The organism is Mesobacillus sp. ABV4_180, from assembly GCF_056158485.1.
The window spans coordinates 1,977,333-2,001,765 of sequence record NZ_JBSWTJ010000001.1 but is presented as its reverse complement, the minus strand read 5'-3'; the positions used below and the strand labels follow the sequence as shown (position 1 = coordinate 2,001,765).

26 protein-coding genes, 1 tRNA gene and 2 other annotated features are annotated in these 24,433 nt (G+C 41.1%); of the genes, 6 read left to right on the top strand and 21 right to left on the bottom strand.

Translation table 11 applies throughout. From position 1 onward, the window contains the following. Position 1: 1 nt before the first annotated feature. The 4 genes from trpD to ACXAEA_RS10160 form a co-directional block, all read right to left on the bottom strand. A complete protein-coding gene (trpD, locus tag ACXAEA_RS10175) occupies positions 2-1,027 on the bottom strand; it encodes an anthranilate phosphoribosyltransferase (RefSeq protein WP_475095772.1) in 1,026 nt (341 codons plus the stop codon). Beyond that, positions 1,011-1,613 carry an anthranilate synthase component II gene (locus tag ACXAEA_RS10170; RefSeq protein WP_475095771.1) on the bottom strand — a complete coding sequence of 201 codons (603 nt, stop codon included), beginning with the start codon at positions 1,611-1,613 and terminating at the stop codon, positions 1,011-1,013. Before ACXAEA_RS10170 ends, trpD begins: the two co-directional genes overlap by 17 nt. Next, positions 1,597-2,994, bottom strand: coding sequence for an anthranilate synthase component I (gene trpE, locus ACXAEA_RS10165; RefSeq protein ID WP_475095770.1), 1,398 nt, complete (start codon positions 2,992-2,994; stop codon positions 1,597-1,599). Before trpE ends, ACXAEA_RS10170 begins: the two co-directional genes overlap by 17 nt. A 59-nt stretch (positions 2,995-3,053) precedes the next feature. Further along, positions 3,054-3,307 (bottom strand) — a binding site (T-box leader). Between the two features lie 75 nt (positions 3,308-3,382). Then, positions 3,383-3,630 (bottom strand) — a binding site (T-box leader). A gap of 62 nt (positions 3,631-3,692) precedes the next feature. Further along, the gene (locus tag ACXAEA_RS10160; RefSeq protein ID WP_475095769.1) at positions 3,693-4,334 is read right to left on the bottom strand and encodes an MOSC domain-containing protein; all 642 of its coding nucleotides are present in this window, start codon (positions 4,332-4,334) and stop codon (positions 3,693-3,695) included. A 156-nt stretch (positions 4,335-4,490) separates the two neighbouring features. Here ACXAEA_RS10160 and ACXAEA_RS10155 point away from each other — a divergent pair, with 156 nt between their 5' ends. Next, complete coding sequence (locus tag ACXAEA_RS10155) at positions 4,491-5,765, top strand: MFS transporter (RefSeq protein WP_475095768.1); 1,275 nt, start codon at positions 4,491-4,493, stop codon at positions 5,763-5,765. Between the two features lie 31 nt (positions 5,766-5,796). Here ACXAEA_RS10155 and ACXAEA_RS10150 read toward each other — a convergent pair whose 3' ends face one another. The 7 genes from ACXAEA_RS10150 to ACXAEA_RS10120 all read right to left on the bottom strand — a co-directional run bounded on the left by ACXAEA_RS10150 (position 5,797) and on the right by ACXAEA_RS10120 (position 12,225). Next, the gene (locus ACXAEA_RS10150) at positions 5,797-6,570 is read right to left on the bottom strand and encodes an alpha/beta fold hydrolase (protein WP_475095767.1); all 774 of its coding nucleotides are present in this window, start codon (positions 6,568-6,570) and stop codon (positions 5,797-5,799) included. A gap of 240 nt (positions 6,571-6,810) precedes the next feature. Then, positions 6,811-6,888 (bottom strand): putative holin-like toxin, encoded by a 78-nt coding sequence (locus ACXAEA_RS10145; RefSeq protein WP_475098105.1) that lies wholly within the window; start codon positions 6,886-6,888, stop codon positions 6,811-6,813. A gap of 173 nt (positions 6,889-7,061) precedes the next feature. Continuing rightward, entirely contained in the window at positions 7,062-7,862 is an 801-nt protein-coding gene (locus tag ACXAEA_RS10140) for a DUF2935 domain-containing protein (RefSeq protein WP_475095766.1), read from the bottom strand. Positions 7,863-8,268: 406 nt separating this feature from the next. Further along, the gene (locus ACXAEA_RS10135; RefSeq protein WP_475095765.1) at positions 8,269-10,128 is read right to left on the bottom strand and encodes a PTS fructose transporter subunit IIABC; all 1,860 of its coding nucleotides are present in this window, start codon (positions 10,126-10,128) and stop codon (positions 8,269-8,271) included. 16 nt (positions 10,129-10,144) lie between these two features. Next, positions 10,145-11,056 (bottom strand): 1-phosphofructokinase, encoded by a 912-nt coding sequence (gene pfkB / locus ACXAEA_RS10130; protein ID WP_475095764.1) that lies wholly within the window; start codon positions 11,054-11,056, stop codon positions 10,145-10,147. Further along, on the bottom strand, positions 11,053-11,805 hold the full coding sequence (locus tag ACXAEA_RS10125) for a DeoR/GlpR family DNA-binding transcription regulator (protein WP_475095763.1): 753 nt from the start codon (positions 11,803-11,805) through the stop codon (positions 11,053-11,055). The genes pfkB and ACXAEA_RS10125 overlap by 4 nt, the downstream gene beginning before the upstream one ends. Before the next feature lie 210 nt (positions 11,806-12,015). Further along, positions 12,016-12,225 carry a hypothetical protein gene (locus tag ACXAEA_RS10120; RefSeq protein WP_475095762.1) on the bottom strand — a complete coding sequence of 70 codons (210 nt, stop codon included), beginning with the start codon at positions 12,223-12,225 and terminating at the stop codon, positions 12,016-12,018. Between the two features lie 136 nt (positions 12,226-12,361). Here ACXAEA_RS10120 and ACXAEA_RS10115 point away from each other — a divergent pair, with 136 nt between their 5' ends. Next, positions 12,362-12,493 carry a hypothetical protein gene (locus ACXAEA_RS10115; RefSeq protein WP_475095761.1) on the top strand — a complete coding sequence of 44 codons (132 nt, stop codon included), beginning with the start codon at positions 12,362-12,364 and terminating at the stop codon, positions 12,491-12,493. Between the two features lie 171 nt (positions 12,494-12,664). Further along, positions 12,665-12,747: transfer RNA gene (locus tag ACXAEA_RS10110), tRNA-Leu, on the top strand. 266 nt (positions 12,748-13,013) lie between these two features. Here the strand turns inward: ACXAEA_RS10110 and ACXAEA_RS10105 are convergent. Next, on the bottom strand, positions 13,014-13,220 hold the full coding sequence (locus ACXAEA_RS10105; protein ID WP_475095760.1) for a cold-shock protein: 207 nt from the start codon (positions 13,218-13,220) through the stop codon (positions 13,014-13,016). A 328-nt stretch (positions 13,221-13,548) separates the two neighbouring features. Here ACXAEA_RS10105 and ACXAEA_RS10100 point away from each other — a divergent pair, with 328 nt between their 5' ends. Then, positions 13,549-14,169, top strand: coding sequence for a LysE family transporter (locus ACXAEA_RS10100; RefSeq protein WP_475095759.1), 621 nt, complete (start codon positions 13,549-13,551; stop codon positions 14,167-14,169). Between the two features lie 143 nt (positions 14,170-14,312). Next, entirely contained in the window at positions 14,313-14,615 is a 303-nt protein-coding gene (locus tag ACXAEA_RS10095) for a DUF6509 family protein (protein ID WP_475095758.1), read from the top strand. Positions 14,616-14,657: 42 nt separating this feature from the next. Here the strand turns inward: ACXAEA_RS10095 and ACXAEA_RS10090 are convergent, their stop codons facing one another. The 5 genes from ACXAEA_RS10090 to ku form a co-directional block, all read right to left on the bottom strand. After that, positions 14,658-15,053, bottom strand: coding sequence for a cytosolic protein (locus ACXAEA_RS10090; protein ID WP_475095757.1), 396 nt, complete (start codon positions 15,051-15,053; stop codon positions 14,658-14,660). 32 nt (positions 15,054-15,085) lie between these two features. Beyond that, positions 15,086-15,577: a metallophosphoesterase family protein gene (locus tag ACXAEA_RS10085; protein WP_475095756.1), complete on the bottom strand. Its 492-nt coding sequence runs from the start codon at positions 15,575-15,577 to the stop codon at positions 15,086-15,088. A gap of 55 nt (positions 15,578-15,632) precedes the next feature. Next, positions 15,633-16,193 (bottom strand): hypothetical protein, encoded by a 561-nt coding sequence (locus ACXAEA_RS10080; protein WP_475095755.1) that lies wholly within the window; start codon positions 16,191-16,193, stop codon positions 15,633-15,635. Between the two features lie 167 nt (positions 16,194-16,360). Continuing rightward, positions 16,361-17,257, bottom strand: coding sequence for an NAD-dependent epimerase/dehydratase family protein (locus ACXAEA_RS10075; RefSeq protein ID WP_475095754.1), 897 nt, complete (start codon positions 17,255-17,257; stop codon positions 16,361-16,363). 157 nt (positions 17,258-17,414) lie between these two features. Continuing rightward, on the bottom strand, positions 17,415-18,266 hold the full coding sequence (gene ku / locus ACXAEA_RS10070; RefSeq protein WP_475095753.1) for a non-homologous end joining protein Ku: 852 nt from the start codon (positions 18,264-18,266) through the stop codon (positions 17,415-17,417). A 136-nt stretch (positions 18,267-18,402) separates the two neighbouring features. On the opposite strand from ku, the gene ACXAEA_RS10065 reads away from it, so the two are divergent. Then, the gene (locus ACXAEA_RS10065) at positions 18,403-20,235 is read left to right on the top strand and encodes a DNA ligase D (protein WP_475098104.1); all 1,833 of its coding nucleotides are present in this window, start codon (positions 18,403-18,405) and stop codon (positions 20,233-20,235) included. A 68-nt stretch (positions 20,236-20,303) separates the two neighbouring features. Here the strand turns inward: ACXAEA_RS10065 and dapF are convergent, their stop codons facing one another. The 4 genes from dapF to ACXAEA_RS10045 form a co-directional block, all read right to left on the bottom strand. After that, positions 20,304-21,284, bottom strand: a complete 981-nt coding sequence (gene dapF / locus ACXAEA_RS10060) for a diaminopimelate epimerase (RefSeq protein ID WP_475095752.1) — start codon at positions 21,282-21,284, stop codon at positions 20,304-20,306. Between the two features lie 119 nt (positions 21,285-21,403). Next, positions 21,404-21,733: a four-helix bundle copper-binding protein gene (locus ACXAEA_RS10055; RefSeq protein ID WP_475095751.1), complete on the bottom strand. Its 330-nt coding sequence runs from the start codon at positions 21,731-21,733 to the stop codon at positions 21,404-21,406. A gap of 88 nt (positions 21,734-21,821) precedes the next feature. Beyond that, the gene (locus ACXAEA_RS10050) at positions 21,822-22,613 is read right to left on the bottom strand and encodes a hypothetical protein (protein ID WP_475095750.1); all 792 of its coding nucleotides are present in this window, start codon (positions 22,611-22,613) and stop codon (positions 21,822-21,824) included. 320 nt (positions 22,614-22,933) lie between these two features. Continuing rightward, on the bottom strand, positions 22,934-24,322 hold the full coding sequence (locus tag ACXAEA_RS10045) for a S8 family peptidase (RefSeq protein WP_475095749.1): 1,389 nt from the start codon (positions 24,320-24,322) through the stop codon (positions 22,934-22,936). Positions 24,323-24,433: the final 111 nt, after the last annotated feature.

Sequence of the window (24,433 nt, the reverse complement as noted above, 5' to 3'; positions counted from 1 at the left end):
CTCATCCCACCGCCTTTTTATTTCGTTTGCTGATTTCTATCAAGTTTTCAAGTTTTTCTAGCGCACTTCCTGAATCGATGCTTTCTGCTGCGACACTGACACCCTGAAGAATCGATCCTGCATGTCCTGCTGTATAAATCCCAATTCCTGCGTTCAACAGCACGGTATCGCGATGGGCACCTTTTTTCCCTTTCAGGACCTGCATTAAAATTGCCGCATTTTCTCTTGCGTCTCCTCCCCGGAGTGTGGAGTTATCGTATACTGGCAAGTTCACTTCCTCCGGATGAAGAGCAAGCTTCTTGATGTCTCCTTCTGAAACAAGCACCATTTCGTTTTCTCCCGCAAGTGATGCCTCATCCATTCCTCCTGCTCCGTTTATGACCACTGCCCGCTTTCTATCCAGGTTGGAAAGCACCCGGGCAAATTTATCCAGCATATCACGACGGTAAATTCCAAGAAGTTGAAAGTCCAGCTGAACAGGATTAGTGAGGGGCCCGATTAAATTAAAAATTGTAGGGAATTTCAGTTCTCTCCTTACCTTCATGATTTGTTTTAATTTTGGATGTACATGTGGTGCAAAAAGAAAGGCGATTCCATTGTGTTCCAGGATTTCTTCCGTTGCTTCCGGTGTGAACTCAAGACTTACTCCAAGTGCCTCCAGGACATCTGCACTTCCAGTTTTGCTTGAGACACTTCTATTCCCATGTTTGGCAACCGTAATTCCGGCTCCCGCAATTACAAATGCTGAGGTTGTACTGATATTAAAACTTTTTGATCCATCCCCCCCTGTACCGCAATTATCCAGAACATTCGGTATATTCTTCGTGAAATTAAGAGCATGTTTCCTGATTGCCTTTACCAATCCGGAAATTTCTCCAGCTGTTTCTCCTTTCAGTTTAAGTCCGGTCAAAAAGGATGCGATCTCGCTGTCTGTCATATCCTGAGTGAAAATTTCCTCCACTGCATTTTCCATTTCAAACTCCATTAGTGATTTACCTTCAATTAACTTTTCAAGATATTGTTTCATTAGCGAAAGTCTCCTTTCTGGATTCAACGATAAAATTTGATAAGATCTGCTTGCCGCTCTTCGTCCCGATCGATTCGGGATGGAACTGAAGACCGAATAAAGGATAAAATCTATGCTTGATCGCCATGATTTCTTGGTCATCGGCCGATTCGGCCAGCACTTCAAAATCACCGCTTAAGGACCCAGGTTCGATCACCAAAGAATGATATCTCATGACACTTTCATTTTTGTCCAGATTTTTCAGAATCGATTTTCCTGTGTGATGAAGAGGTGACTCCTTGCCATGCCTGATTTTTTTAGCCTTTATAATCGAACCTCCAAACGCCAGGCCGATTGCCTGATGACCAAGGCAAATTCCCAAAATTGGTATTGAAGATGATAATTCTTTGACAACATCAACACAAATCCCAGCATTTTCAGGTCTACCCGGTCCGGGAGATAACACGATTGCATCTAAATTCATCCGGGAAATTTCTTCAACGGTTACCTTATCGTTCCGTACCGTTATCACTTCCTCTCCAAGTTCTCCAAGGTATTGATAGAGGTTATACGTAAAAGAATCATAATTATCAATCAGCAGAATCATTTTTGGCAGCCTCCTTTAATGCTCTTAATTTCTGGTTCGTTTCATCAAACTCTCTTGCGGGATCGGAATCATGGACGATCCCTGCTCCAGCCTGGAGGAATCCTTTTCCATCCTTCACAATCAGGGTTCTGATCGCCAGTGCGAAATCCATGTTTCCGTTTGCTGAAAAATAGCCAATTGCTCCAGAATAGACTCCTCTTTTTTCTGATTCAAGTTCATTGATAATTTGCATTGCCCTGATTTTAGGAGCTCCCGAAACTGTTCCTGCTGGAAGACATACCGTCAGGCCATCGATCGGATGTGCATCTTTCATAAGCCTGCCGCTAACTTCGGATACGAGATGCATCACAAATTGGTACCTTTCTACCTCCATGAACTTTTCGACCTTCACACTGCCAATCTCACAAATCCTGCCAAGGTCGTTCCTTGAGAGATCAACAAGCATTTTATGTTCAGCCAATTCTTTTTCGTCCTGCCTTAACTCCACTTGCAGGATCATGTCTTCTTCAACAGTGATGCCTCTGGGCCTTGTGCCTGCAATGGGGTTTGCGGTGATAATGCCATCGCGATATTTAACAAGGCTTTCCGGTGAAGAACCTATTACCACATAGCTGTCAAAGTCTATGAAATACATATAGGGCGATGGGTTGTTAACACGTAATTTTCGATAAAACGAAAATGGATCACCTTTTGCATCTGCTGAAACCCTTCTTGATAAAACAACCTGAAAAATTTCTCCTTCTTCAATCAAACCCTTTGCTTTCTTAACGGAATCCTCAAATTCCTCCCTGTTTTGTGATGCTTTAAAATCCGTTAATGAAAAAGCGGATCCCTGCTTCATATTGGCTGCTGAGTTCAGCTCGAGTTTACGATTTCTTAATTTCATCAATAGTTCTTCATTGTTGTAATCAGGAAATGGTATGCCAATCAAGTGGATTTTCTGTTTTAAATGGTCAAAAACAATGATTTCGTTATAGAACATTAAATGCGCTTCCGGCATGACGAGGAGATCATCTTTCATGGGTCCCAGTTCTTCAAAATTCCGGATGTAATCATAGCTTACATATCCCAAGCCACCGCCAATAAAAGGAATTTCCAAATCAGGATTTACTTTTGGGAGCACCGATTTTAATGCATCTGGAAAAGTTTCATTGAGTAAAACCTTCTCTCCTTTTCTTTTGAGGAATGTCAAACCATTTTCATTAAAAAGCTCGAAAATTGGATCACAGCCAATAAATGAGAATCGCCCAGAATCATTGAGATTAAGGGAGCTCTCCAACAAGAATTTCTTCTTTCCAGTAACCTTTTGGTATACAGAAATCGGTGTCAGTGTATCCCCCTCAACCTCTTCGATAAAAACTTCTAGTGCATCAATATTCATATAGACCCTCCTTTTGAAAATAAAAAAAGTCCCCTATACACACACAAGAATTGTGCTGTATAGAGGACGATTACGATTAGACCGCGGTGCCACCTCTGATTGGAACTCCAAGAGCTCCCTCTCATCAGGTACAGGAAATAAAAGCAATTTCGATATACCCTATCCATGTAACGGTGGACACCGGGCTGCCCTACTGTTAATTCAGGCAGCCTCTCGCAAGGCCATTCAACAGGAATTTTCGTACCGGTTCACACCAATCCCGGCTCTCTGAAACAAAAATTTCCTGTTTACTCCTCTTGCTCAACGAGTTAACATAATAAAATTATGGTTATTTTTCGTTCAAGGATAAATACTGGAAAATAAAAAAGGGTCCCCCTCCTTATATAAAAATAAGGACGAGAGACCCGTGGTGCCACCTTAATTAGCTGTAAAACAGCTCACTTAACAGCATCGAGCATAAAATGCTTAATGCCTGCCTTTTGTAACGATAAGGCCCTTTCGCCAAATCCTACTGCCAAATGGGGTTCGGTTTGGAAGCTCGGAAGTCCATTCGCTGGAACAGCTACGCTGATTCTCACCTGCCATCAGCTCTCTGAAGTACCCGTTTCAGTTACTACTCTTCGTCAACGCTATACTTTATAGTTGTTTTCTATATTAAAGCGTTAAAATCTAATTGTCAAACAAAAAAGTAAAAAATATTAACTTTTCTGTATTAACAGTTTACTTAGATATTGTCTCCAATCGTCTGCAAGCTCTGGAATGTTAACCAGCTTTTCAATCTCCACAAAATTCTTTTTTTCATGAAAGAAAATTTCATTGGCTCTAAGGATTGAGAATTCCTGCTGTTTTCGTTCAATCAGGGAGATCTGTGAATCGCTGTTTACCATTCCTTCCTCAAGAACCCTAAAAAAGTATCCAGTAAAGCCGGTTTCAACCACCCTTTTCAACAGCTCGCCAATCTGATTGTTTTTAGAGATTTTAGCACAAGGGACTCTCCCTTGAGAAATTTGGACAACAGCCTCTCCAAGACGATAAATATCTCCTATGTAAACATCGTCTTCCTTCATTCCCGTCGCTGAAATATTTTCGCCAAAAGAAGGTGCGTCAAGTTCCTTGCCGAATTCACTTGCCCATTTATTATAATGCTCGAATGGGTAAAAACAAACAGCCCTGTCAGGCCCCCCATGAAACTCAGTGGCTGCCACACCGTCCCCAACAAAAGCTTCTTTAGAAAGGAATGCCTGCCTGACCCCTTTCTTGCCAATTGCAGAATACTCTGGTTTGCTGCTCCAGTCTTTAAGCTCAGGCAAACCTATGTTTAAATACAAAATTTCAGCCATGAACATTCTCCCCTCTGGTCTATTACATTATTTTATCCCCATTAGCCAAATAATGCCATGTTCATACTTAATTAGCCATTACCATAAAAAAACATCATTTTTTCATCTCACTATTGTTCACACTAAAGATAGTATGAAAAAAGGCAGGTTTCGATCATGAATTATATTGAAAACTTGTTCCCAAAATCCGATGGGTTCCATAATAAAAAAGCAAAGGAGACCAAAAAGGATGATGTTAATAACCAGAAGTGGGCCATTGTTTCGATAGCTTCCATACCGCTAGTTATGACACTTGGGAATTCGATGTTGATACCTGTATTGCCTGTGATGGAAAAGAAAATGGGCATTTCTTCCTTTCAATCAAGCTTAATCATTACTGTCTATTCCATAGTTGCCATCTTTTTGATTCCTTTGGCTGGTTATTTATCAGATCATATTGGCAGAAAAAAAGTCATCATCCCCAGCCTGATTATAACAGGAATCGGCGGGATCATTTCTGGCTGGGCAGCCTGGAAGTTGAATGATGGCTACTGGGTAGTCCTCATCGGAAGGTCTCTGCAGGGCGTAGGTGCCGCAGGAGCTTTCCCTATTGTTCTGCCACTTGTTGGAGACATGTTCAAAAATGATGATGAGGTGAGCGGAGTTCTCGGGGAGATAGAAACGGCCAACACACTCGGAAAAGTGTTAAGCCCTGTTCTCGGTTCCTTTCTTGCAGGTTTCATATGGTTCATTCCGTTTTTTTCGATCCCAGTCTTCTGTGCTGTTTCCATCATCATGATGATGTTTTTGGTTAAAAGTCCGAATAAAAATGAAAAACCATTGCCTTTCAGAGATTTCTTAAAGAAAGTAAAATTAATCTTCACTGAGAACGGCCGCTGGCTCTATGCCATCTTTTTCATCGGCGCAATTGTCATGTTTGTCTTATTCGGTGTACTCTTTTACCTTTCAGATGTACTAGAAAATAAATATGGCATCAAGGACTTGCAAAAGGGATTACTGCTTGCCCTTCCCCTTGGCGCACTATGTCTGTCCTCTTTTATAACTGGGAAAAAAATTAAAAAGAACATGGTGCTTATGAAATGGATTACCTTCAGCAGTTTGGTTCTTTTGGGCATCTCGATTGCCCTCTTGAGTTTCTCAAAAGAATTGTGGTTTATCATCACGATGTTCCTTCTGGCAGGAATTGGAATCGGAGCGAGCTTGCCTCCTCTTGATGCACTCATAACTGAAAGCATCGAGAAAGAGGAACGAGGAACGATAACTTCAGTATACAGTTCCATGAGATTCATTGGAGTCGCAGCGGGGCCACCTGTTATTGCTTTACTGATGAAGAACTCGGAGAAAACCATTTTTATATTATTGACAGCGCTGAGCATCACTGCAGCACTGGCTACTTTCATGGCTATCAAGCCTGAAAAGACAGGAACATAAAAAAGCGCATTGATTTGAACCAATGCGTTTTTTACTCTTTTCTAATTACTTGGCTTTCCATGAAGAATGTTATTTCGTCATTGAATTCTCTCCATTTTTTCACAGGAATCTGATGGGAAACTTTTGGAATAACGGCTGTTTGGAAATTTGCCAACTCATCCTCGTAAGCCCTTAAATGCTGGTTGATAAAGTCCCTGGCCCCATACACGAGAAGCAATGGGATCGTTAAGTTCTTAAGTCTCCCAAGACATGAATAGTTCAACGATTCTTGATAAAAATCAAACCATGTACAATTGTCGGCCTTGAGCATATGATTGATTAACTCATCTCTAAATCTTTTATCAAAGGTATGCGCTGTGGCAATCACTTTAGCCAGTGTCCCGAGAGAATGCTTCACAAAATACATTCCAAGTAAATGTTCATTTTTTAAGGCAAGAGATTGAACTGCAGCAAATCCTCCACACAGGATAATCGCTTCCGTCCGGTCAGGAAAGGAAAGAGCGAATTCCTGAGCGATGCTGCCACCTGAAGAATAGCCACACAATGTTACTTTTTCAAGCTGCAAATGGTCAATCAGCATTAAAACTTCTTTTGCATAATTTTTAATACTTACAGTCTTTTGCTTGGCAGTCGAATCCCCATGTCCACTTAAGTCCGGAAAAATAAGCTCGAACTTTTCGTCTAATGATTGCTGGTATTGAAAAACCTTCCTTCCCATACCTGGAGGGTGCAGGAAGATGATTGGTGATCCATGTCCTGTTTGTTCGAAAAAAAGCTCCCCATAATCTAATTGGCATACTGGCATCTGAATCCTCCCCTTATGCATTTTCTTCAGCCTGTTTAGTATTGCCAAAGAACAAAACATCTAATGCACAAGGTTCTTATAACCGTGACATCACCGGTCATGTATGGTATTCTTGTATTGTCAATATGTACAGAAAGACCGCCGGTGTTTGCCCACCGACAGTCTTTGCAATAGCCGTTCCCGTAGAGGATCGGCCAAAGTCATAGCTGGACCTCTCCCTCAATTCCGATCAAGGGAGGTCTATTTTTTTTGGCTAAAAGTCAATATTGCGATGATTAGACTGGCAAATGAGAACATAGCCATAAAAGTCTCGAACACTGTCAAAGGCCTCACCCCCTTTCAATGGGGCTAGCCGACCACCCTTGAGATCTGACTATTGCTTCTCAAGTATACCACAACCTTGTCCAAAACAAGAACAAGTGTTCTATTTTTGTGAAAATTAGGGCTAAGATACTAGATGATACTGTCATATTATCTAGTATCTTCCAGAGTTATTCAGTCTTTAACCTTGGTTTTCCTGGATCACAGATTGGTTTATTCATCTGAGAGGCTTCTGCGACTTTGTTTAAATAATAGCATTCTTCCCTGAACATATGATCTGCCATCAGCGGGGCAAAGCTTCCCAATGCCTGTTCAGTCAGTTCCAACTCCTTTAATTCGTCAAGAAACTTCATGAACAACTGAAGCTCTAGTGAAATATCAGCATTCATTCTTTGCAATGCGGGAAATGACGTCAAATTCGTGCGTAGATAACCGGTCATCTCTACAGCTTTTAAATAAAAATCCTCAAATTGCTTCATGTACTTCTCACTTTTTGCCTTAAGTCGCTTCTCTACCTGATCAAGATTACTCTGAATCGCACCCGCATGACCAGCAGCGTCAAGCAGCCATACTGTATGATGGTGCAGTTCATGGAAGATCGGCGGCACTTCTCCTTGTTTTAGGTATGCTAAAACCCTGATGTATTCCTCTACCTCATTCACCATATGATTGATAAAAGTAGGACCGAAATGAATCTTGACTTTGCCAGTGAGCATTTTTTCAATAAGTTCCAGCTTGAATTGCCGAATTTTCTTTGCCTCTTCATCCGCCCTCATGCTAAGATGGATCAAATCTGTAGTTCCCACCCTTGCCAATAGCCTGTCAAAAGTATTGACAAAGTATTTCGCTGTTTCTATCTCCTCTTGTTCAACAGGGGCGAGCGCTTCGTGCAGAAATCTTCCATGGTCCCCCAAGACCTGAAGCCAGAAACGATGCTCAAATACAGCAGCCTCTTTGAAGCCATTTACCATTGCTCTCAATCCTCCTTCACAAGTCACCTCATAAAATCATATCTTCAATGATTGAGATATATTCATTGAAGAATATCTGCGGTCTGTCAATTAATGAGGAAATGGGGGCAATAGAGAAAACTTCTTCATTACCTCTTCATTTTACCTTTTTGGCTCCCTTATTCTGTTTTCGGGCAATGCAAGACCTTTCCACTTACCGTTTGACCTCCTTAATTCTGTTTTCGGGCAATGCAAGACCTTTCCACTTACCGTTTGACCTCCTTAATTCTGTTTTCGGGCAATGCAGGACCTTTCCTTTTACCGTTTGACCTCCTTTATTCTGTTTTCGGGCTATGCAGGCTCATTAAAAACACTATTTATTAAATACAAAAAGCCTGCAGATTCCCAAAACCTGCAGGCCCCCCAATTATTTTGTTACGGGTTTTTTCAAAATTCCAAGCATTATTGCAGTAACTACTGAGCCGATTAGAATTGCAGCAAAGTACAGTAGCCATCCTCCGTCAACCAGCGGTACTACGAACAATCCACCGTGTGGAGCTCTTAATCCGATATTGAACATCATTGATAACGCACCTGCAACTGCAGATCCAGCCATTACGGAAGGAATTACCCTCAGCGGGTCTGCTGCCGCAAACGGGATTGCTCCTTCAGTGATAAAGGATAGTCCCATTACATAACATGCTTTACCTGCATCCTGATCCTGCTTCGTAAATTTGTTCTTGAATAAGGTAGTTGCCAAAGCTATTCCTAATGGCGGAACCATTCCCGCTGCCATAATAGCAGCCATCGGCTCATACACTCCGTTTGCAATCAAACCCGTGCCAAATACATATGCAGCCTTGTTTACCGGACCGCCCATATCGAAGGACATCATCAATCCAAGCACGATACCAAGCAAAACAGCGTTCCCTGTTCCAAGCCCAGAAAGCCAATCCGTGATTGCCTGGTTTAACGCGCCCACTGGTTTATTAACCAGGAACAGCATGATGAAACCCGTCAGAGCAATACCGAACAATGGATAAAGCAAGATCGTCTTAATTCCTTCAAGGGAAGCTGGAAGGCCAGCAAACAGTTTTTTCAATCCTAATACGAGGTAACCGGCAAGGAAACCTGCTACCAACCCTCCAAGAAAACCTGCTCCGCCAGCTGCAGCAAGCAATCCGCCAACCATACCCGGAGCAAAACCAGGTCTGTCAGCTATGCTTAGAGCAATGAAACCAGCAAGGATTGGAACCAGAAGACCGAAGGCCCCGCTTCCGCCACCGATGTCCATTAAAGCTTTTGCGATTGGGTGGTAGGAAGGATCTTCAGGATTGAACGCATTATAGCCAAACATGAATGAAATAGCGATCAAGATTCCTCCGCCTACTACAAATGGCAGCATATTGGAAACACCATTCATCAGGTGCTTATATACTCCGCCTCGGCTTTCCTTCTGTTCTGTTGACGTTTTTCCGGTAGCCTGGTAAAGTGGAGCATCCTTTTTAACCGCTTTCTCAATTAAATCCTTCGGTTTGCGGATTCCATCCGCTACAGGGACTTCGATCAATGGCTTCCCTGCGAATCTGTCCATCTCAACTTTCGTATCGGCTGCAATGATTACAGCCTCTGCGTTTTCGATATCAGCAGGAGTAAGGACATTTTTAGCCCCTCCAGAACCATTTGTTTCAACCTTGATATCCACGCCCATTTCCGCTGCTTTTGCTTTTAGTGCATCCGCTGCCATATAAGTATGGGCAATACCTGTTGGGCATGCTGTGACTGCCACAATGAACTTTTTATTTCCGCGCTCGGCTTTTTCTTCTGAATCATCTTTATCATAGCTATTGATGATGGCAAGGACTTCATCAGTTGTCTTTGCACCTTGAAGTTTTTCGCGCGCATCTGCTTTCATCAATATGGTGGAAAGGCGGGCCAGTGCTTCCAGGTGAGTATTGTTTGCTCCTTCAGGTGCTGCAATCATGAAAAATAGATGAGCCGGCTGGCCGTCCAAGGATTCATAATTAACACCAGCCTGTGAGCGGCCGAATACAATTGCTGCTTCCTTAACCACTGGGGTTTTTGCATGGGGAATTGCAATTCCGTCACCTACACCAGTGGTACTTTGTTCTTCACGCTTTAATATGGCTTCTTTGAAAACCTTGCTATCTGTTATTTTCCCCGCCCGGTCAAGAACGTTCACAAGCTCATCAACTGCATCATGCTTCGAGCTTGCATTCATAGATAAAAGAATCGTCTCTCTAGTCAATAATTCTGTGATTCTCATTTATTTCTCCCCCAATCTATTTAGTTAGTATCTTTACTTCAGGCAGAAGCTGTTCTACTTTTTCGGAAGTACATAAGCCAATCGAAAACGCTGTAGCACTTCCCGATGCAACACTAAATTGGAAGGCTTCTTGATAATCATCTGTTTTCATGTACTGGGCAAGGAACCCGGCAACCATGGAATCTCCAGCTCCAACTGAGCTCTTGACTTCACCATTTGGAACAGTTGCTGTATATGCAGCCGTTTCATTTATAAAGACAGCACCTTTTTCTGCTAAGGAAACGATAACGTTTTTAGCACCTGACTTAACCAGTTTTTTACCATAAAAGACCGCATCTTCAAGATTATTAATCTCTTTATTGAATAACTGGCTCAATTCATGGTGATTCGGCTTGATCAGGAAAGGCTTATATTCGAGAACAGCTTTAAGCAAACTGCCTTCCGCATCCACGATCACTTCTGCACCTGTATCTTTACAGATTTGGACAACTTCCTCGTAAATCGTGACAGGCATGCTGGATGGGATGCTTCCAGCCAATACGATGAAATCTCCCTTTCCCAGCTGCTTGATCTGCTCTTTCAATAAGCCTAATGCCAATGATGACACTTCAGGTCCGCTGGCATTGATTTCTGTTTCTGTTTCCGCCTTAAGTTTTATATTAATCCTTGTATCCCCATCGACCTTCACAAACCCAGTATAAATACCTTCTTTGTTCAAGAACTCCTCAACGTACCTGCCTGTGAAGCCTCCTAAAAAACCGATCGCTTTGCTGTCAATCCCCATTGAACGAAGCACTCGAGAAACGTTTATCCCTTTTCCGCCGGGCAGCTTTGTTTCCTTTGTACTTCTGTTTAGTTCACCCAGGGTAATTTCTTCTGCTTCGACGATGTAATCTACAGATGGATTTAGTGTTAGGGTGTATATCATGTTGTCACAACCTTTATAGAAGTTTTGCTCGTATATAGACCTTTTGTATCATCATCCAGAATGTTTGTAATGATTGTTGCTTCGTGCAAGTCTGCAATTTTCGCGAAAGTGATCTCAGAAAATTTGGTGTCATCAGCCAGTACATACTTCTCTCGTGATAAAGAAACCGCTTTTTGCTTTATCATGGCTTCCTCCTGGTCAGGAGTTGTATATCCAGAATGAGGGTGGATTCCATTGACACCGAGAAAGCACTTGTCAAAACGATATTGCTCAAGGCTTGAAAGCGCTCCTCTTCCAATGATTGCGTTCGTTTTAGGCTTCGCATAGCCCCCAATTACATATGTTTCAATATTCCTTTCAAGAAGATGAGGCAAATGCATCAAGCCATTGGTAACCACAACGATGTCTTTTGCAGGAAGGTAAGGAATCATTTCCTGAATTGTAGAACCAGCATCAAGATAAATACTGTCACCTTCTTCAACCAGACTGGCAGCATATTGAGCGATCTGCTTTTTCTCATGAAGGTTTTTGGAAGATTTCTCAACCATGCTTGGTTCCTGCAGCTTCCCCTTCAGTCTTGCAGCACCTCCGTGCACCCTTTTTAAGAATTTGCCTTCCTCAAGGACGGTCAAATCCCTGCGGATTGTGGATTCAGATGCTTCCGTCAAATCAACAAGTTCCTGTATTTTAACGATTGGCTTTTCTTTGATCAATTGTAAAATGAGTTGGTGGCGCTCAGGTGTCAACATGAGGCTTACCTCCTATTTGATTCGTAATTTTATATTAATGTAATCGATTTCAGAAATCAATCATTTTCTATCATAAACAATCACTTTTAATCATTTTTTTATTTTCGTGAACGTTTTTGGTTGTTTTCAGAAAATAAAAAATCCTCCATGGTTGGAGGATTTAAAATCTTAACTATTACACAAAGGTAAACAGCGTATAAAATAAACTCGTCATTCTCCGGATTGTTGTGCCTGAGCTGATTTTTGGACTTGATTTACCGCACTTAGAGCGGACGAAATTTCATTTGTTGCTTGTTTGATTGCTTCTTGCGCGAGAGTAGGATCAGAATTTGCTTTTTCAATCGCTTTTGTCAACAAATCTTGGGTGAGCGTTACATTAGCTTTTGCTTGATTTAATTGATTAACATCAAATTGAGGCATGAAATATCTCTCCTTAAATTTTTTTACTCTTTTATGATAAGCATCCGCTTAATTTTTATAATGGTAAAAAATACTTTATAACGTTGATAATATTTTCACTTAATATTTGCAATTATATAGTATGGAGGTGTCCATTTTGGAAAAGGAAAACAAGGATGTACAAAACAGAATAAAATATAGTATTTGGGATACAAGAATTGATGAAAAACAACATAAAATTATTGAAAAATCTCCTTTAACTAAAGGATTTGATCCAAAAACAAATTAAAGTTAGTTATGTAACCTTATCCCCCTTAGGCTGTTGTAATTCAATACCATATTGTTATGGCAGCTAACCCATTTATAGGAGTTGAAACTGAACAAAAGATGTCCAATCTTTTGCTGAAAATTAAAATTGAATTTCATATCTTATATGCTATAATTCTTTTATAAACCATACGCGGGTGTGGCGGAACGGCAGACGCGCTAGATTCAGGTTCTAGTGGTGGCAACACCGTGGAGGTTCAAGTCCTCTCATCCGCATACAAAAAAGGTGCCTCACTATGAGGTACCTTTTTTGTTTCATTAAAATATCCCTTTTCGTGTCAATTTGGAAGAACCATTCTTTATCATTTTTCTCTGGATGCTATTGCATATGGGTTTTGTAGAACCTTCATATATGACCTTGCTTTGGATTCCCCATCCTAATTTTGAGTAAGCAGAACTTTTTTCAGCAAAAAAAATTGTCTCCCCATCTCACAAAAAAAGCCCGGGGTTCACACCACCCGGGCCGATTTATACTGCTGATATTAACCGATCAAATTCTGGCTATGGTTATTGACCACTTCCAAAACCTTAGTTGTCTGTTCCATGTCACTTTGACAAATCGGGCAAGCGGGGACAGTGCTGCTTTTAAAGTTGTCGCGAACCCAGCAGTTGCAATCATCAGAAGTACATACCCATATTTTCGTTTCAGCCGTTACGATTTCTTCAGGTGGTTTTCTGCCAAATGCCATTTCCTCACGCTCCTATAATTTTTACCATCGTTCGATTGATAAAAAAATTCATTTATTATAAAAAGCCCGCAAAGATAAACTTTTTATAATAAATGAATAATCCGAAAGTTGATATCTATTTCATTTTACCACACTTTCTTGTTTTTACCAAAGCATACCCTTTTGGATAGATATGTGACTGAACAACAGTTACTAGTATATGTGTTTCTATGTTGTTTTATTATAGGCAACAAAAATTTCTTTCAGGATTCCTAATTCAGGTTGTACCACTCCAACTAGCTGAATAGACATAGTACAAGCAACGCTTTGGCTATTGGAGGTTATAACTTTGCACATATTTTTAGGTTACATATTTCTTGGATTATCGCTTGCTGCCCCAATCGGTCCTGTAAATGCAGCTCAAATGGACAAGGGAATCAGGAGTGGTTTTTTTCAGGCCTGGCTTCTTGGGCTAGGTGCATTGACTGCTGATATCATCTATATGCTTACTGTTTACCTTGGGGTGGTAAAGTTTCTTGAAACCCCTTTTATGCAATCATTTCTCTGGTTGTTCGGATTCTTCGTTTTGATGTATACCGGGATTGAGACGATCATCAACTCTGGAAAAATTGTTATGGAACGGAGAGGTGAAGATTCAGGCTTTAAATCTTTTGCTTCAGGATTTTTAATGTCGATATCCAATCCGCTGACAATTCTTTTTTGGCTGGGTATATATGGTTCAGTACTTGCCAAGACAGCTTCATCATACGGAACAGGCGAGCTTGTAATATACAGTTTTGGCATCATCCTAGGACTCATTCTTTGGGATGTTGTGATGGCAGCTATTTCTAGCAGTTTCCGCAAGCTGTTGACGACAAGATTGCTTACTCTGATTTCCATTATTTCCGGATTGTCATTAATAGGCTTTGCCCTGTTTTTTGGTTACCAGGCTTTAAAGCTTTTTTTCTAAACTATTTGCTTCAATATGGATGATGCCTGAGAGTGCTTCTGTTGATTAAGAAGCACTCTTTGCCTTTTCTGGCTAAATTCTTGATTGTTGTGGCTAAATTCGTTATATAATAAAGAAGACAAAATTTAAGGGATGATACATTAATGGAAATTACCGGACATACTATCGAGCTTCTAGAAGATCCATTTGGCCTTCTTTCAGGAAGCAGATATGAGTATTTTTTAAATATCGAAGTAGATGAAGAAGACGAGCTGTACACAGAAAAAGGGTTGCTTTTGAAGGTTATTTTTCTTGTAGAGGAGAATAGAAGCAGAATCCTGCAAAACTATTTTATCGAACAAGAGACAGAAAAGGTATTGGATTTTGACCTTGAAGACGAGGAAGCTGAGGCTGTCAAAGCTTATTGTCTCCAAAATCTTCCTGAAGAAGAACAAAGCGCAAACTAAAAAAAGAGCTGATTAGCTCTTTTTTAGTTTGCGCTTTTTGTCTTATACCTCTACTGACTTGCCTTCTTCTACAATGTGAAAAAGGAGGTGTGCCAAGTGATGAACAGGACCATATTCTCCTTCTGCTTCATTCAATTCTTCAGTGAACTCAAGGTCATTTAGGTACAAAGCCGAAAACTCATAAAAATCCTTCAGCCCGAATCCATAGCAATTTGAAGGCTCTTCACTCTCATTTTCGTATTGAAGCGCTAAGTAGTATTCCTTGCCATCCTTATCTTCAGCATCAAAGAATACAAAGAAGCCAATATTGGTATCCAGATCGAATAAATGGCGAGTTCCGCCTTCAGTGGCTCTTTCATAATCTTCGTCGCTTAACTTCTGGACTGTCATTGTCTCTACCTGATCTTCAGCATGAAAGTTAACATTAAATGATTTCATGATAAATTTCCACTCCTGTCTTTGAATCTCTTTCAGTCTAAAAAGAAAACATGCTCTGCAGCAATTTCCTTTCCAATCGTTAGAATACCATACGAATATTCCTTTTGCCTTCTTTTATCCGTTGGTGATCCCGGATTAAAAAGGAGGATTCCATTGAATTGTTTAATCACCGGAATGTGGGAATGACCAAAAATGATACAATCAACCTTGTCATTTTCAAACGCATCAATCGCCCTTTTTTCTGTTGTCTTCCCTTTGCCATGGCCATGGATGACCCCGATCATGAAATCACCCGCCTTGAAGACTTCTTTCTCTTTCAGAAGTTCCTTCAGTTCTCCACTATCCACATTCCCGATGACTCCGATTACATTCGAATATTGAATTAACTCCTTATAAAGTTCTGTCGATTGCCAATCACCTGCATGAACAATATAATCACAGTTTTCCAGATCCTGAAGCAATCTTCCGGGCAGTCTCTTCCCTTTTTTGGGCATATGAGTGTCAGAGATGACGACGATTTTCATTCGTCATCACACTCCTTTCCTCTGCTTTTTGTTATATTTCCCTGTGGAGTTTGGTTTAACCATTATCGGATTCTTTGTATTTATATTTTGTCACATTAAAGTAGTCATTTGTCTTCCGATACCCATTGAACTCAACATCAAGGTCATGAAAATATCGGTGAAGCTGCAGTAAGATTTTTTTATCCTTGCTTCCATCCTTGATTGTGGCAGAATAGTTGGATATCGCTTCCAAATCGCTCTTCAGATCAGGATTTTCTGTTTGTATATTCACAATAACCGAGAGTATTTCAGAAGAAATTTCCCGTTGTTCATTCCATTCAACAGAATCAATCCGGCCCCATCCAAGCGTATCATTATACTTCGTATGAAACTTAGAAATGAAACTTCCAACGGTTCTGTAATCATTCTGTTCTGTCTCTTCCTGAAATACAGCAACAGCCTCATTCCCGCTGCCCTGAGCGGAGGATATTCCTCTCATATTTCCAAGATTCTCATCATTTTCTTTCTCCCAGATTGAATAACCAGTGTACAATCCAAAAGCCAATAAGAACAGAGCTGCCGGTAAGATCATAAGTTTCCACTTGTTTTTCTTTTCGATGTTGCCTGACTTTTCCATGTCTCCTGCCCCCTGTTATAATAATAGCCTAAATTGCTCCTATACTTATATAATTTGACAAATCCATTGATAATCCTTTTATCACTTCCTTGCATGAAGCTGCATAGGGAAAATTCCAAAAATAATGATAAAAACCAGGCGCCCTTTCCTGGTCACCCGGTTCCTTCTTAAATGGCCTTATTTTCTTTAATATAATAGTTTATTAATCCTTCTAACAAAGTATCGAGATCGAAAAATACAAAACCTAGCTCTTCAGCGCGTATTGTATCGATGGACCATGATCCAGGCAAATTATATGGCGATGGACTGAGACCATCTTTCGGCTGTTTAATAATGGCATCTCTACCTGCAAGCGTGGCGATTTTATCAACTAATTCACCCAGGCTGATATCTCCTGATGAACCAGGATTGATTGGCCCCACAAAATCTGTTTCCCCTATTTCCAATAGAAAATTGGCCGCTTCGTCAGCATGGATGAAGCTGTAGCGCAATTCAGGGTTCTGTATTCCGATTTCCTCTCCGTAAAGGACCTTATCCACATGGAATTTAAGACGTTCAGAATAATCATCCTCTGAAACGACAATAGGGAACCTAACGGTGATCACTTCAAAATTGCCAAGCTGATGAAATACCGCTTCGGAAGCTCGCTTAGCCTCTTGATAGCCTTCATAGCCCGGATATTCCTTTCTTGTTTTATACGTTATATTATATGTATTTGCATCAAAATTCTCTTCCTTATGAAGTGTACCAAATTCATAAACAGCCTGGGTAGATGTAAAAATATAGCGCTTAACTCTCCCCTTCAACAACTGAGCAGTATCCCTGGCCTCAATTGGTGAAAAACATGACTGATCATATACAATGTCCCATTCCTTATCACGGAAAGCGATTTCCATCGTTTCTTTCTTTTCCCGGTCGATCACAAGCCGCTCTACTTTGTCACCAAACGGGTCCTCCTTCGTTCCTCTGGTCGCGATTGTGACCTGCTCTCCTTGATCAATCAATTTTTCGACCAGTTTCTTCCCAAAATATTGTGTTCCTCCCAATACAAGGACTCTACTCATCTTGCTTCCCCCTTTTTGTCTGTATAATTTATTCTTCATTAGGGGCAAATTTCCCTTTAATAAAAAATCAATAACAGCGCCTCATGCTTCACATTGATGTTCTTCATTTATTCCACAAAAACCGGCCACATCAATATGCTGGCCGGCAAAATTTGAGTCACGCTTGTTTTTTTTCTTTTACTTTTGGCTTTGCAGCAGCTTTCTTCTTCTTTGCGGCAGGCTCCTTCTTTTTTTCCGGCTTCGTCCGGTCAATTGAAGCCTGCAATGCTGCCATCAGGTCGGTAACATTGGAAACAGGCTCTTTTTCAGTTGGAGTAACGAGCTCTTTGCCAGTGCGCTTTGCTTCGATCAGTTCCAACAATGCGGTCCTATATTCATCCTTATATTTTTCCGGATCAAACTTTGTTGTAAGCTGGTCGATGAGCATGATGGCTGTTTCTAGTTCCTTTTCAGTCACTTTATCTTCCTCAGGAACATTCGGTACATCATCTGTTTTCCTGACTTCATCAGGAAAATGAATCGTTTCCATTACAAGAGTGTTATCATACACCCTGATGACCGCCAACTGCTCTTTTGCACGAATCATGATTTTTGCAATACCCACTTTTTTTGAATCTTCGAGTGCTTTTCTCAATAGTGAGTATGCTTTGCCGCCACTCTCATTTGGCGACATAAAATAGCTGCGCTGGTAGTAAATCGGATCGATTTCGGACATTTTAACAAAATCAATGATTTCGACTGCTTTATCTTCATTTTCTTTTCTTAATGCTTCAAGGTCTTCCTCATCCAAAATGACAAACTTGCCTTTCGTATACTCATACGCTTTCACAATATCTTCATTATTGACTTCCTTATCGCAGACAGGACAGGTCTTTTCATATTTAATCGGCGAATGGCACTCCTTATGAAGATTCCTCAGTTTAACATCTTTGTCCTCAGTCGCTGCATGGAGTTTGATTGGAATATTGACAAGCCCAAAGCTGATGCTTCCCTTCCAGATTGTATGCATATCGTTCTCCACCTTTAGTTTTATTACTAATTTGCATTAGAAATGGTATATCATTCATTAAAACTTTTCCCAGCAGACTAGTTTGCTGTTTAACAGGGACAATAATAATATCACTGCAGAAAGGATGGAAAAAATGCTGAAACCAATGCTTCCGACACTGTCATTTGATGCACCCAGAGGGGAAGATTGGCGTTATGAAATAAAGTTTGATGGCTTCCGTGCAATTTTGACCTGGGATACGGAAATTGAACTGACAAGCAGGAATGGAAAGCCGCTGCTGCCAATTTTCCCTGAAATCACTGATTTTCTTGAAAAAAACAAAGACAGATTCCAACCATATTTGCCTATTTCATTTGATGCGGAGCTTGTTTACCTTGAAAATCAGTACAAAGCAAATTTTGGAGCCATACAAGTAAGAGGAAGAATGCGTTCCGAGGCGAGGATCAAGACGGAGGCGAAAAAGAATCCTTGCCGACTGATGGTCTTTGACCTGTTGATGATGAAAGGAAAAAGTATGGCTGGTCAACCCTATAAAGAAAGACGGGCCAAACTGGAGGCATTATTTGCAGAACTGCAACTTCCACTTGCACCAAATCTTCAAAACCCAATGCTCGTGCAGCTGGTGCCAAGCGAATCCGGTTATGATGAGTTATGGGAAAACATTATCCTGTACGATGGTGAGGGAATCGTTGCTAAACAGACGAACAGCAAGTGGGAAGAGGGCAAACGGACAGAAGCCTGGATCAAATCAAAAAACTGGAAATATGTGTCGTGTTTTGTCACAGCCTATGAAAAGTCAAATGGTTATTTTTATATATCAGTGTTTAAGGGTGAGAAGGTTCTCCAAATTGGGCTTGTTATTTTCGGTTTCAAGCCAGATGAAAAAAATGCTCTCCATCAAATCATCAAACAGAACAAAAGTGATGAAGACGGGAAATTCATCTATGTCGAACCTGGAATCTGCCTTGACGTCAAATATCTTGAAATCTATGAGGAACAGCTTCGTGAGCCACACTTCCATCAGTTCCGTTTCGATTTAGCACCGGACGCGTGCACTTTTGAAAAGTTCGTTTTCCAGCAAAAGAACCTGCCTCCTGACATCGATATTACTCATCCTGAGAAACCCCTCTGGGTGGAACCTTCAATACAAAAGGTTGATTACATTCATTATTTGAGGGAAATCTCGCCTTATATGCTTCCTTTTTTAAAGAATCGTCTATTGACGGTGATTCGCTACCCTCACGGAATGTTCGGGGAAGCCTTTTACCAAAAAAACGTGCCGGATTACGCACCGGATTTCGTGAAGACTTCTAAATCGGAGGGCATTGACTATATTGTCTGCAATAACATGAAAACATTGTTGTGGCTCGGAAACCAGATTGCCATCGAGTTTCACATTCCATTCCAGACAATTTCAAGTAAAGGTCCAGATGAAATCGTCTTTGACCTCGATCCTCCATCGCGGGATTATTTTCATCTTGCGATAAAAGCAGCTTTGTACATAAAGGATGTACTTGATGAATTAAAGCTTGCAAGTTTTATCAAAACCTCAGGCAACAAAGGGCTGCAGGTGTACATCCCTCTCCAGGACAACAAGTTTAGCTACGATGATACAAAACTGTTCACTTCTTTCATCGCCAACTATCTCGTATCAAAAGACCCTGAGTCTTTCACAATCGAGCGCCTCAAGAAAAACCGGGGAAACAGGCTGTATGTTGACTATATCCAGCATGCAGAGGGCAAAACCATTGTCTGTCCCTATTCAGCACGAGGGAAATCACATGCCGGTGTCGCAGCACCGTTATATTGGGAGGAAGTAAACGAGAATTTGAAAAAAGAAGATTTCCACCTGGGCACAATCCTCAAGCGGGTGCAAAAACGGGGATGCCCATTCCGTGAATACTTCGCCGCTAAAGAGATGCAAAACTTTGAACCGGTTCTGCAGGTGTTGAAGTCAAAAAAATCCTGAGGATGGAAGCCCTCAGGATTTTGCTTTTAAAAACTTTCGTATCGCCGTTTTCCTGCAACTAAACAGATTTAAAACTGGCTTAGGTATTCTCTGGCATGCTCTTGAAGCCTGCTATACTGAAGATCTTCATCGAAATCTTCCTGTTCAATCAATTCAGAAATAGTACCCTCATGTGAAAAATCAACCTCAACCTGGGATGAGTAAACAAAAGTCGCGTTGCCAATCAATTCGATTGTATACGTGTCATCTTTCTTACGAACTGCACACTGAACCATACCTCCATTATTGTAAACATTGATCGGCTGCTCCAATTCATTCTCATTCATCAGGCAGGTGACAAGTGTCGATGCCGACATCGCCGTTCCACAGGCATTTGTGTATCCAACCCCGCGCTCAAATGTCCTTACGAAGATGCTTCCCTTTTCAAGCAGTCTGATAAAGCTGACATTCACTCCATCTGGAAATAATTCATTAGGATTGTTGACTTTCTTGCTCAGTTCCGTCTGCAGCTCAGAATTCAATTGTTCCTTATTGACGACTGCAGTTAAGTGTGGATTAGGGACAGCAAGCGCTGTAAAGATAAGTTCATCCGACAGCTGAGGAATTCTCTCCTGGACGAGTGAATCCTGGTCAAGATTAAGCGGCAAATCCTTAAGATCAAATGTTACGGGTGAAATTTCCACCTGGTATGTTGGAATGCCACTATAGATCTCTTCATGCTTCTTTACCTTGAGATTCGCCTTCATTGTTTCAATTACTGCTTCTTCGACACCAAGCTTCTCGCAAACGTATCTCCCTGCACAGCGAAGTCCGTTTCCGCACATAGACGCCTCGGTGCCATCGGAATTAAAAATGCGGTATTGAGCATCTGCCACCTTGCTGGGACGGATAAATAAAATTCCGTCAGCACCAAGGGATTTCTCACGGTCACAAAGCGAAAGTGCCAAATCACGCCGCTTGAAATCATCAAGTCTATAGTTTCGGTCGGTTTCGTCTATTAATAGGAAGTCATTATTCGATCCATGACATTTAATCAAATCAATCAGCATACTTCAGCCCCCAATTCAATCTTTATAATACAAGATGCCATAATTCAGGAATTTGTTCAATATACAAGACAAAAAAAAGAACCAGCACTGGTGTTTGCTGATTCCAATATGTTTATGTTTTAGGCCGCCATCTTCCTGCATTCTTCTGCACAATTAAAGCAGGCTTCAGCACATCTCTGACAATGATCATGATCATGTTTCTTACATTCATTTCCGCACGCTTCGCAAATATCGGCACACAGTCCGCAGATTTGATTGACAAAGTGGCTATTTGTCTGCATTGCAGTTACTGCCATTCCGCAGATCTCTGCACACTCTCTGTCCATCCTGATGCATTCTGCCATCATTTTCACGTGTTCCTCTTTTAAGCAAGAATCAAAACAAACATTACATGCATCAATGCATTCCAAGCAAGCCTTGATGCAATCCTGATACTGTTGATTTACCATGCTCCAGCCTCCTTATGTTCTGTACTTATTTGATAGCCTAATTCAGGCCGTGCTAAACAGAGCATTGGAAGATGGAACATTTTTCAACTTAGTGATCATGATACATATAACGTTGAGCAAGTGCAGCAAATACAGCCATTCGTTCTCCTTGATCCAAGGAGTAGTCGAATGAAAGAGCAGGTGTTTGTGTATCTATGAAATACCTTGACCACTCAAGAGGCATCCAGCCTTTTTGAAGCTTGGAAAAAACGATATTTTTTTCATCCTTTAAAATTATCTCTGGTGTAAAGCCAGAAGATTCGTTCATACTCAGCTTTTTGCCGTTTTTGACAATTGCAGTACCAAGCTTGCCCTTTTGCAACTTTTCAGGATAGTAAAATCCGATGATTTCGCCCTGATGATTAAGCAGCTTCATCCTTTTTCCTTCCTGAATCATACGTGCCAGCAACTTTCCCCTGGCGTCAAATACACCAAAGTTTTTCTTCAATCTTCTATCAATAAAATACGGCAAGAACCAACGCCATTTTTTTGCATTGATTTCACTGATTTCACCCGCAAGCATCCCATCAGGCGTAAAAAACAGTAGTTTTACCGCAGGGGCCGGCGCAAAAGCGAGGAGTAAATTGCTTTGCTCAAGAAATCCTTTATCATCGTAACAAGTTGATGAATCCATGCTCTCGTCCGATTTAGTTTGATATAGAAGATATTTATTATAATAAAACAGGCAAACAAAAAGAAAAGGGCCGGCTACCAAAACGAAAGGCACGTTCCAGGAAAACAACAGGCCCGCAGTCAAAATAAGCGAAAGAATCCCTGCAGAAACAATAGAACCGTTCAGATTGGCATATGCTGTTTGCTGGTAATATTGCTGGATACTCATGTCTATTATCTCCTTGAAGAAAATCTACTTCGTCACTCTAATTCTATTAAACAAGGAGACGAAACATTCTATCTTTTTTCATTAAAGCAGTGGGTTTACCCTGTGTAAAATCATTATGTCAAAACTTGTTGCTGCTTCAGACAAAGTGAAGTGGAAAAGAAGAAAAATGTAGCCGAACCTGGGGTATCTATGGACAAAATTCTGGAGTAGTCCCACCAAAATATCCGAATTTGGCCCTCCTTCGGAAATATCAATATCAAAACAATTAACTCTCTCAATATAAAAACCGGACAGGAAATGTCCCGTCCGGTCCGTATTGATTATTTCAGATTCAAAGCGTTAACCGCGTTGATCAAACCATGTCCTGAGTTCTCATCATAACCTGGCTTGAATACATCTTCTGCTGAGTTTTGGATGATTGCCTTGACTTGAGCTGGTGTTAGTTTATCTTTTCCATGCTTAGCGATGACCACACCTGCAAGTGCAGCAGTTTTTGGTGCTGCCATTGAAGTTCCGCCCTTGCCGCCGTAACCATGTCCAATTACATTTTTATTAGCATCTAAAAACGGAACTGTGCTATAAGCCAGATAGCTATTATCTCTTCCTGCACCAGTAGAAGGATCATAGTTCGGTCCAAGGTCGCCGCCTGGAGCCATTACGTCAATTTTACCTACGCCATAGTTAGAGTAGAATGCAAGATTCTTTGACGCACCGCCAGCGGAAACCCTGATCATAGTCTGGCTGCTTGGACTTCTGTGTGTTGCTCCCTTGTCATCCCCTGACAATTTTCCAGGACTGCTTAAGTCAACAGCGTTGTTTCCTGCTGATCCAACAACAGTAACTCCTTTTTGGATTGCATACTGAATGGCTCGATTGAATAAACGAACATCTGCAACAATGTCCTTTGTCGCATATTCAGGGTTTTGGAACCAATCGTATCCGCCGAGCGACATGTTTACTACATCAACATTATCATCTGCAGCAGTCATTAGTGCATCAGCAATATGTGATGTTGCTGCTCCACCAGTTGGTCCGAATACCCTGTATGATGCTACTTTAAGATCTGGGCCCACTCCAAGCGCTCTTCCTTTTGCAGCGATTGAGCCTGCAACATGGGTACCATGGCTGTTCTGGTCAATTGGATCATCATATCCAGGAACGAATGACTTACCGCCTGCGTAATTATCCTGCAAATCAGGGTGATTATAGTCAATACCTGTATCGATTACGCCAACAACGATATCCTCACCATCGACAGACAATCCCGTTCCGCCTGGAAGCTTCCAAGATTCACCGTTATTTGTTACCTGCTTGATGTCCCACATATACGTTTCATAAATATCTGCACCCTCACCAAGATTTTCAACTGCTACAGCTTCTCCATCAATCGTTTGTTCCGGATAGACAGTGTTTTCTACACCAGCCTCCAAAACAAGCGAAGATTTTTTCACGTCTCTTAAAAAGTTGGCATTTTTTGAGGTAACCTCAACAGCACCAAGCTTGTCCAATTTGTCCTCCACTTGTCCTCCAGCTTTTTTGATTGCATCTGCATAGCCCGCTGGAAGTCCCTGTTGATCTTTAAAAATTACCAGGTATGTATTTTCAGTATTAGATTCTGCTTCTCCTTTACCAATTCCGGCATTAAAAATAGTCGCTGCTCCCAAAAGAACAGCAAGTGTCCCTGCATATAGCTTTTTTCTTGTCGACATATTACCCCTCCTTTTTTCTTAATTTTCATTATATTTAAAATACTAACTTTAGCAATATAATGAATTCGACACAAAATACGTTGAATAATATTGAAATACAAGCCTATTTTA

Coding starts and splice junctions, on each gene's coding strand:
- ACXAEA_RS10055 (WP_475095751.1), bottom strand. CDS start 21,733: ATGGTAAATCAACAGTATCAGGATTGCATCAAGGCTTGCTTGGAATGC.
- ACXAEA_RS10045 (WP_475095749.1), bottom strand. CDS start 24,322: ATGTCGACAAGAAAAAAGCTATATGCAGGGACACTTGCTGTTCTTTTG.
- ACXAEA_RS10105 (WP_475095760.1), bottom strand. CDS start 13,220: ATGGCATTTGGCAGAAAACCACCTGAAGAAATCGTAACGGCTGAAACG.
- ACXAEA_RS10160 (WP_475095769.1), bottom strand. CDS start 4,334: ATGGCTGAAATTTTGTATTTAAACATAGGTTTGCCTGAGCTTAAAGAC.
- ACXAEA_RS10170 (WP_475095771.1), bottom strand. CDS start 1,613: ATGATTCTGCTGATTGATAATTATGATTCTTTTACGTATAACCTCTAT.
- ACXAEA_RS10135 (WP_475095765.1), bottom strand. CDS start 10,128: ATGAGAATCACAGAATTATTGACTAGAGAGACGATTCTTTTATCTATG.
- ACXAEA_RS10120 (WP_475095762.1), bottom strand. CDS start 12,225: ATGCCTCAATTTGATGTTAATCAATTAAATCAAGCAAAAGCTAATGTA.
- ACXAEA_RS10085 (WP_475095756.1), bottom strand. CDS start 15,577: ATGAAAATCGTCGTCATCTCTGACACTCATATGCCCAAAAAAGGGAAG.
- pfkB (WP_475095764.1), bottom strand. CDS start 11,056: ATGATATACACCCTAACACTAAATCCATCTGTAGATTACATCGTCGAA.
- ACXAEA_RS10095 (WP_475095758.1), top strand. CDS start 14,313: ATGGAAATTACCGGACATACTATCGAGCTTCTAGAAGATCCATTTGGC.
- ku (WP_475095753.1), bottom strand. CDS start 18,266: ATGCATACAATCTGGAAGGGAAGCATCAGCTTTGGGCTTGTCAATATT.
- ACXAEA_RS10150 (WP_475095767.1), bottom strand. CDS start 6,570: ATGCCAGTATGCCAATTAGATTATGGGGAGCTTTTTTTCGAACAAACA.
- ACXAEA_RS10125 (WP_475095763.1), bottom strand. CDS start 11,805: ATGTTGACACCTGAGCGCCACCAACTCATTTTACAATTGATCAAAGAA.
- dapF (WP_475095752.1), bottom strand. CDS start 21,284: ATGCTGATTGATTTGATTAAATGTCATGGATCGAATAATGACTTCCTA.
- ACXAEA_RS10080 (WP_475095755.1), bottom strand. CDS start 16,193: ATGGAAAAGTCAGGCAACATCGAAAAGAAAAACAAGTGGAAACTTATG.
- trpD (WP_475095772.1), bottom strand. CDS start 1,027: ATGAAACAATATCTTGAAAAGTTAATTGAAGGTAAATCACTAATGGAG.
- trpE (WP_475095770.1), bottom strand. CDS start 2,994: ATGAATATTGATGCACTAGAAGTTTTTATCGAAGAGGTTGAGGGGGAT.
- ACXAEA_RS10090 (WP_475095757.1), bottom strand. CDS start 15,053: ATGAAATCATTTAATGTTAACTTTCATGCTGAAGATCAGGTAGAGACA.
- ACXAEA_RS10155 (WP_475095768.1), top strand. CDS start 4,491: ATGAATTATATTGAAAACTTGTTCCCAAAATCCGATGGGTTCCATAAT.
- ACXAEA_RS10140 (WP_475095766.1), bottom strand. CDS start 7,862: ATGGTAAATGGCTTCAAAGAGGCTGCTGTATTTGAGCATCGTTTCTGG.
- ACXAEA_RS10075 (WP_475095754.1), bottom strand. CDS start 17,257: ATGAGTAGAGTCCTTGTATTGGGAGGAACACAATATTTTGGGAAGAAA.
- ACXAEA_RS10050 (WP_475095750.1), bottom strand. CDS start 22,613: ATGAGTATCCAGCAATATTACCAGCAAACAGCATATGCCAATCTGAAC.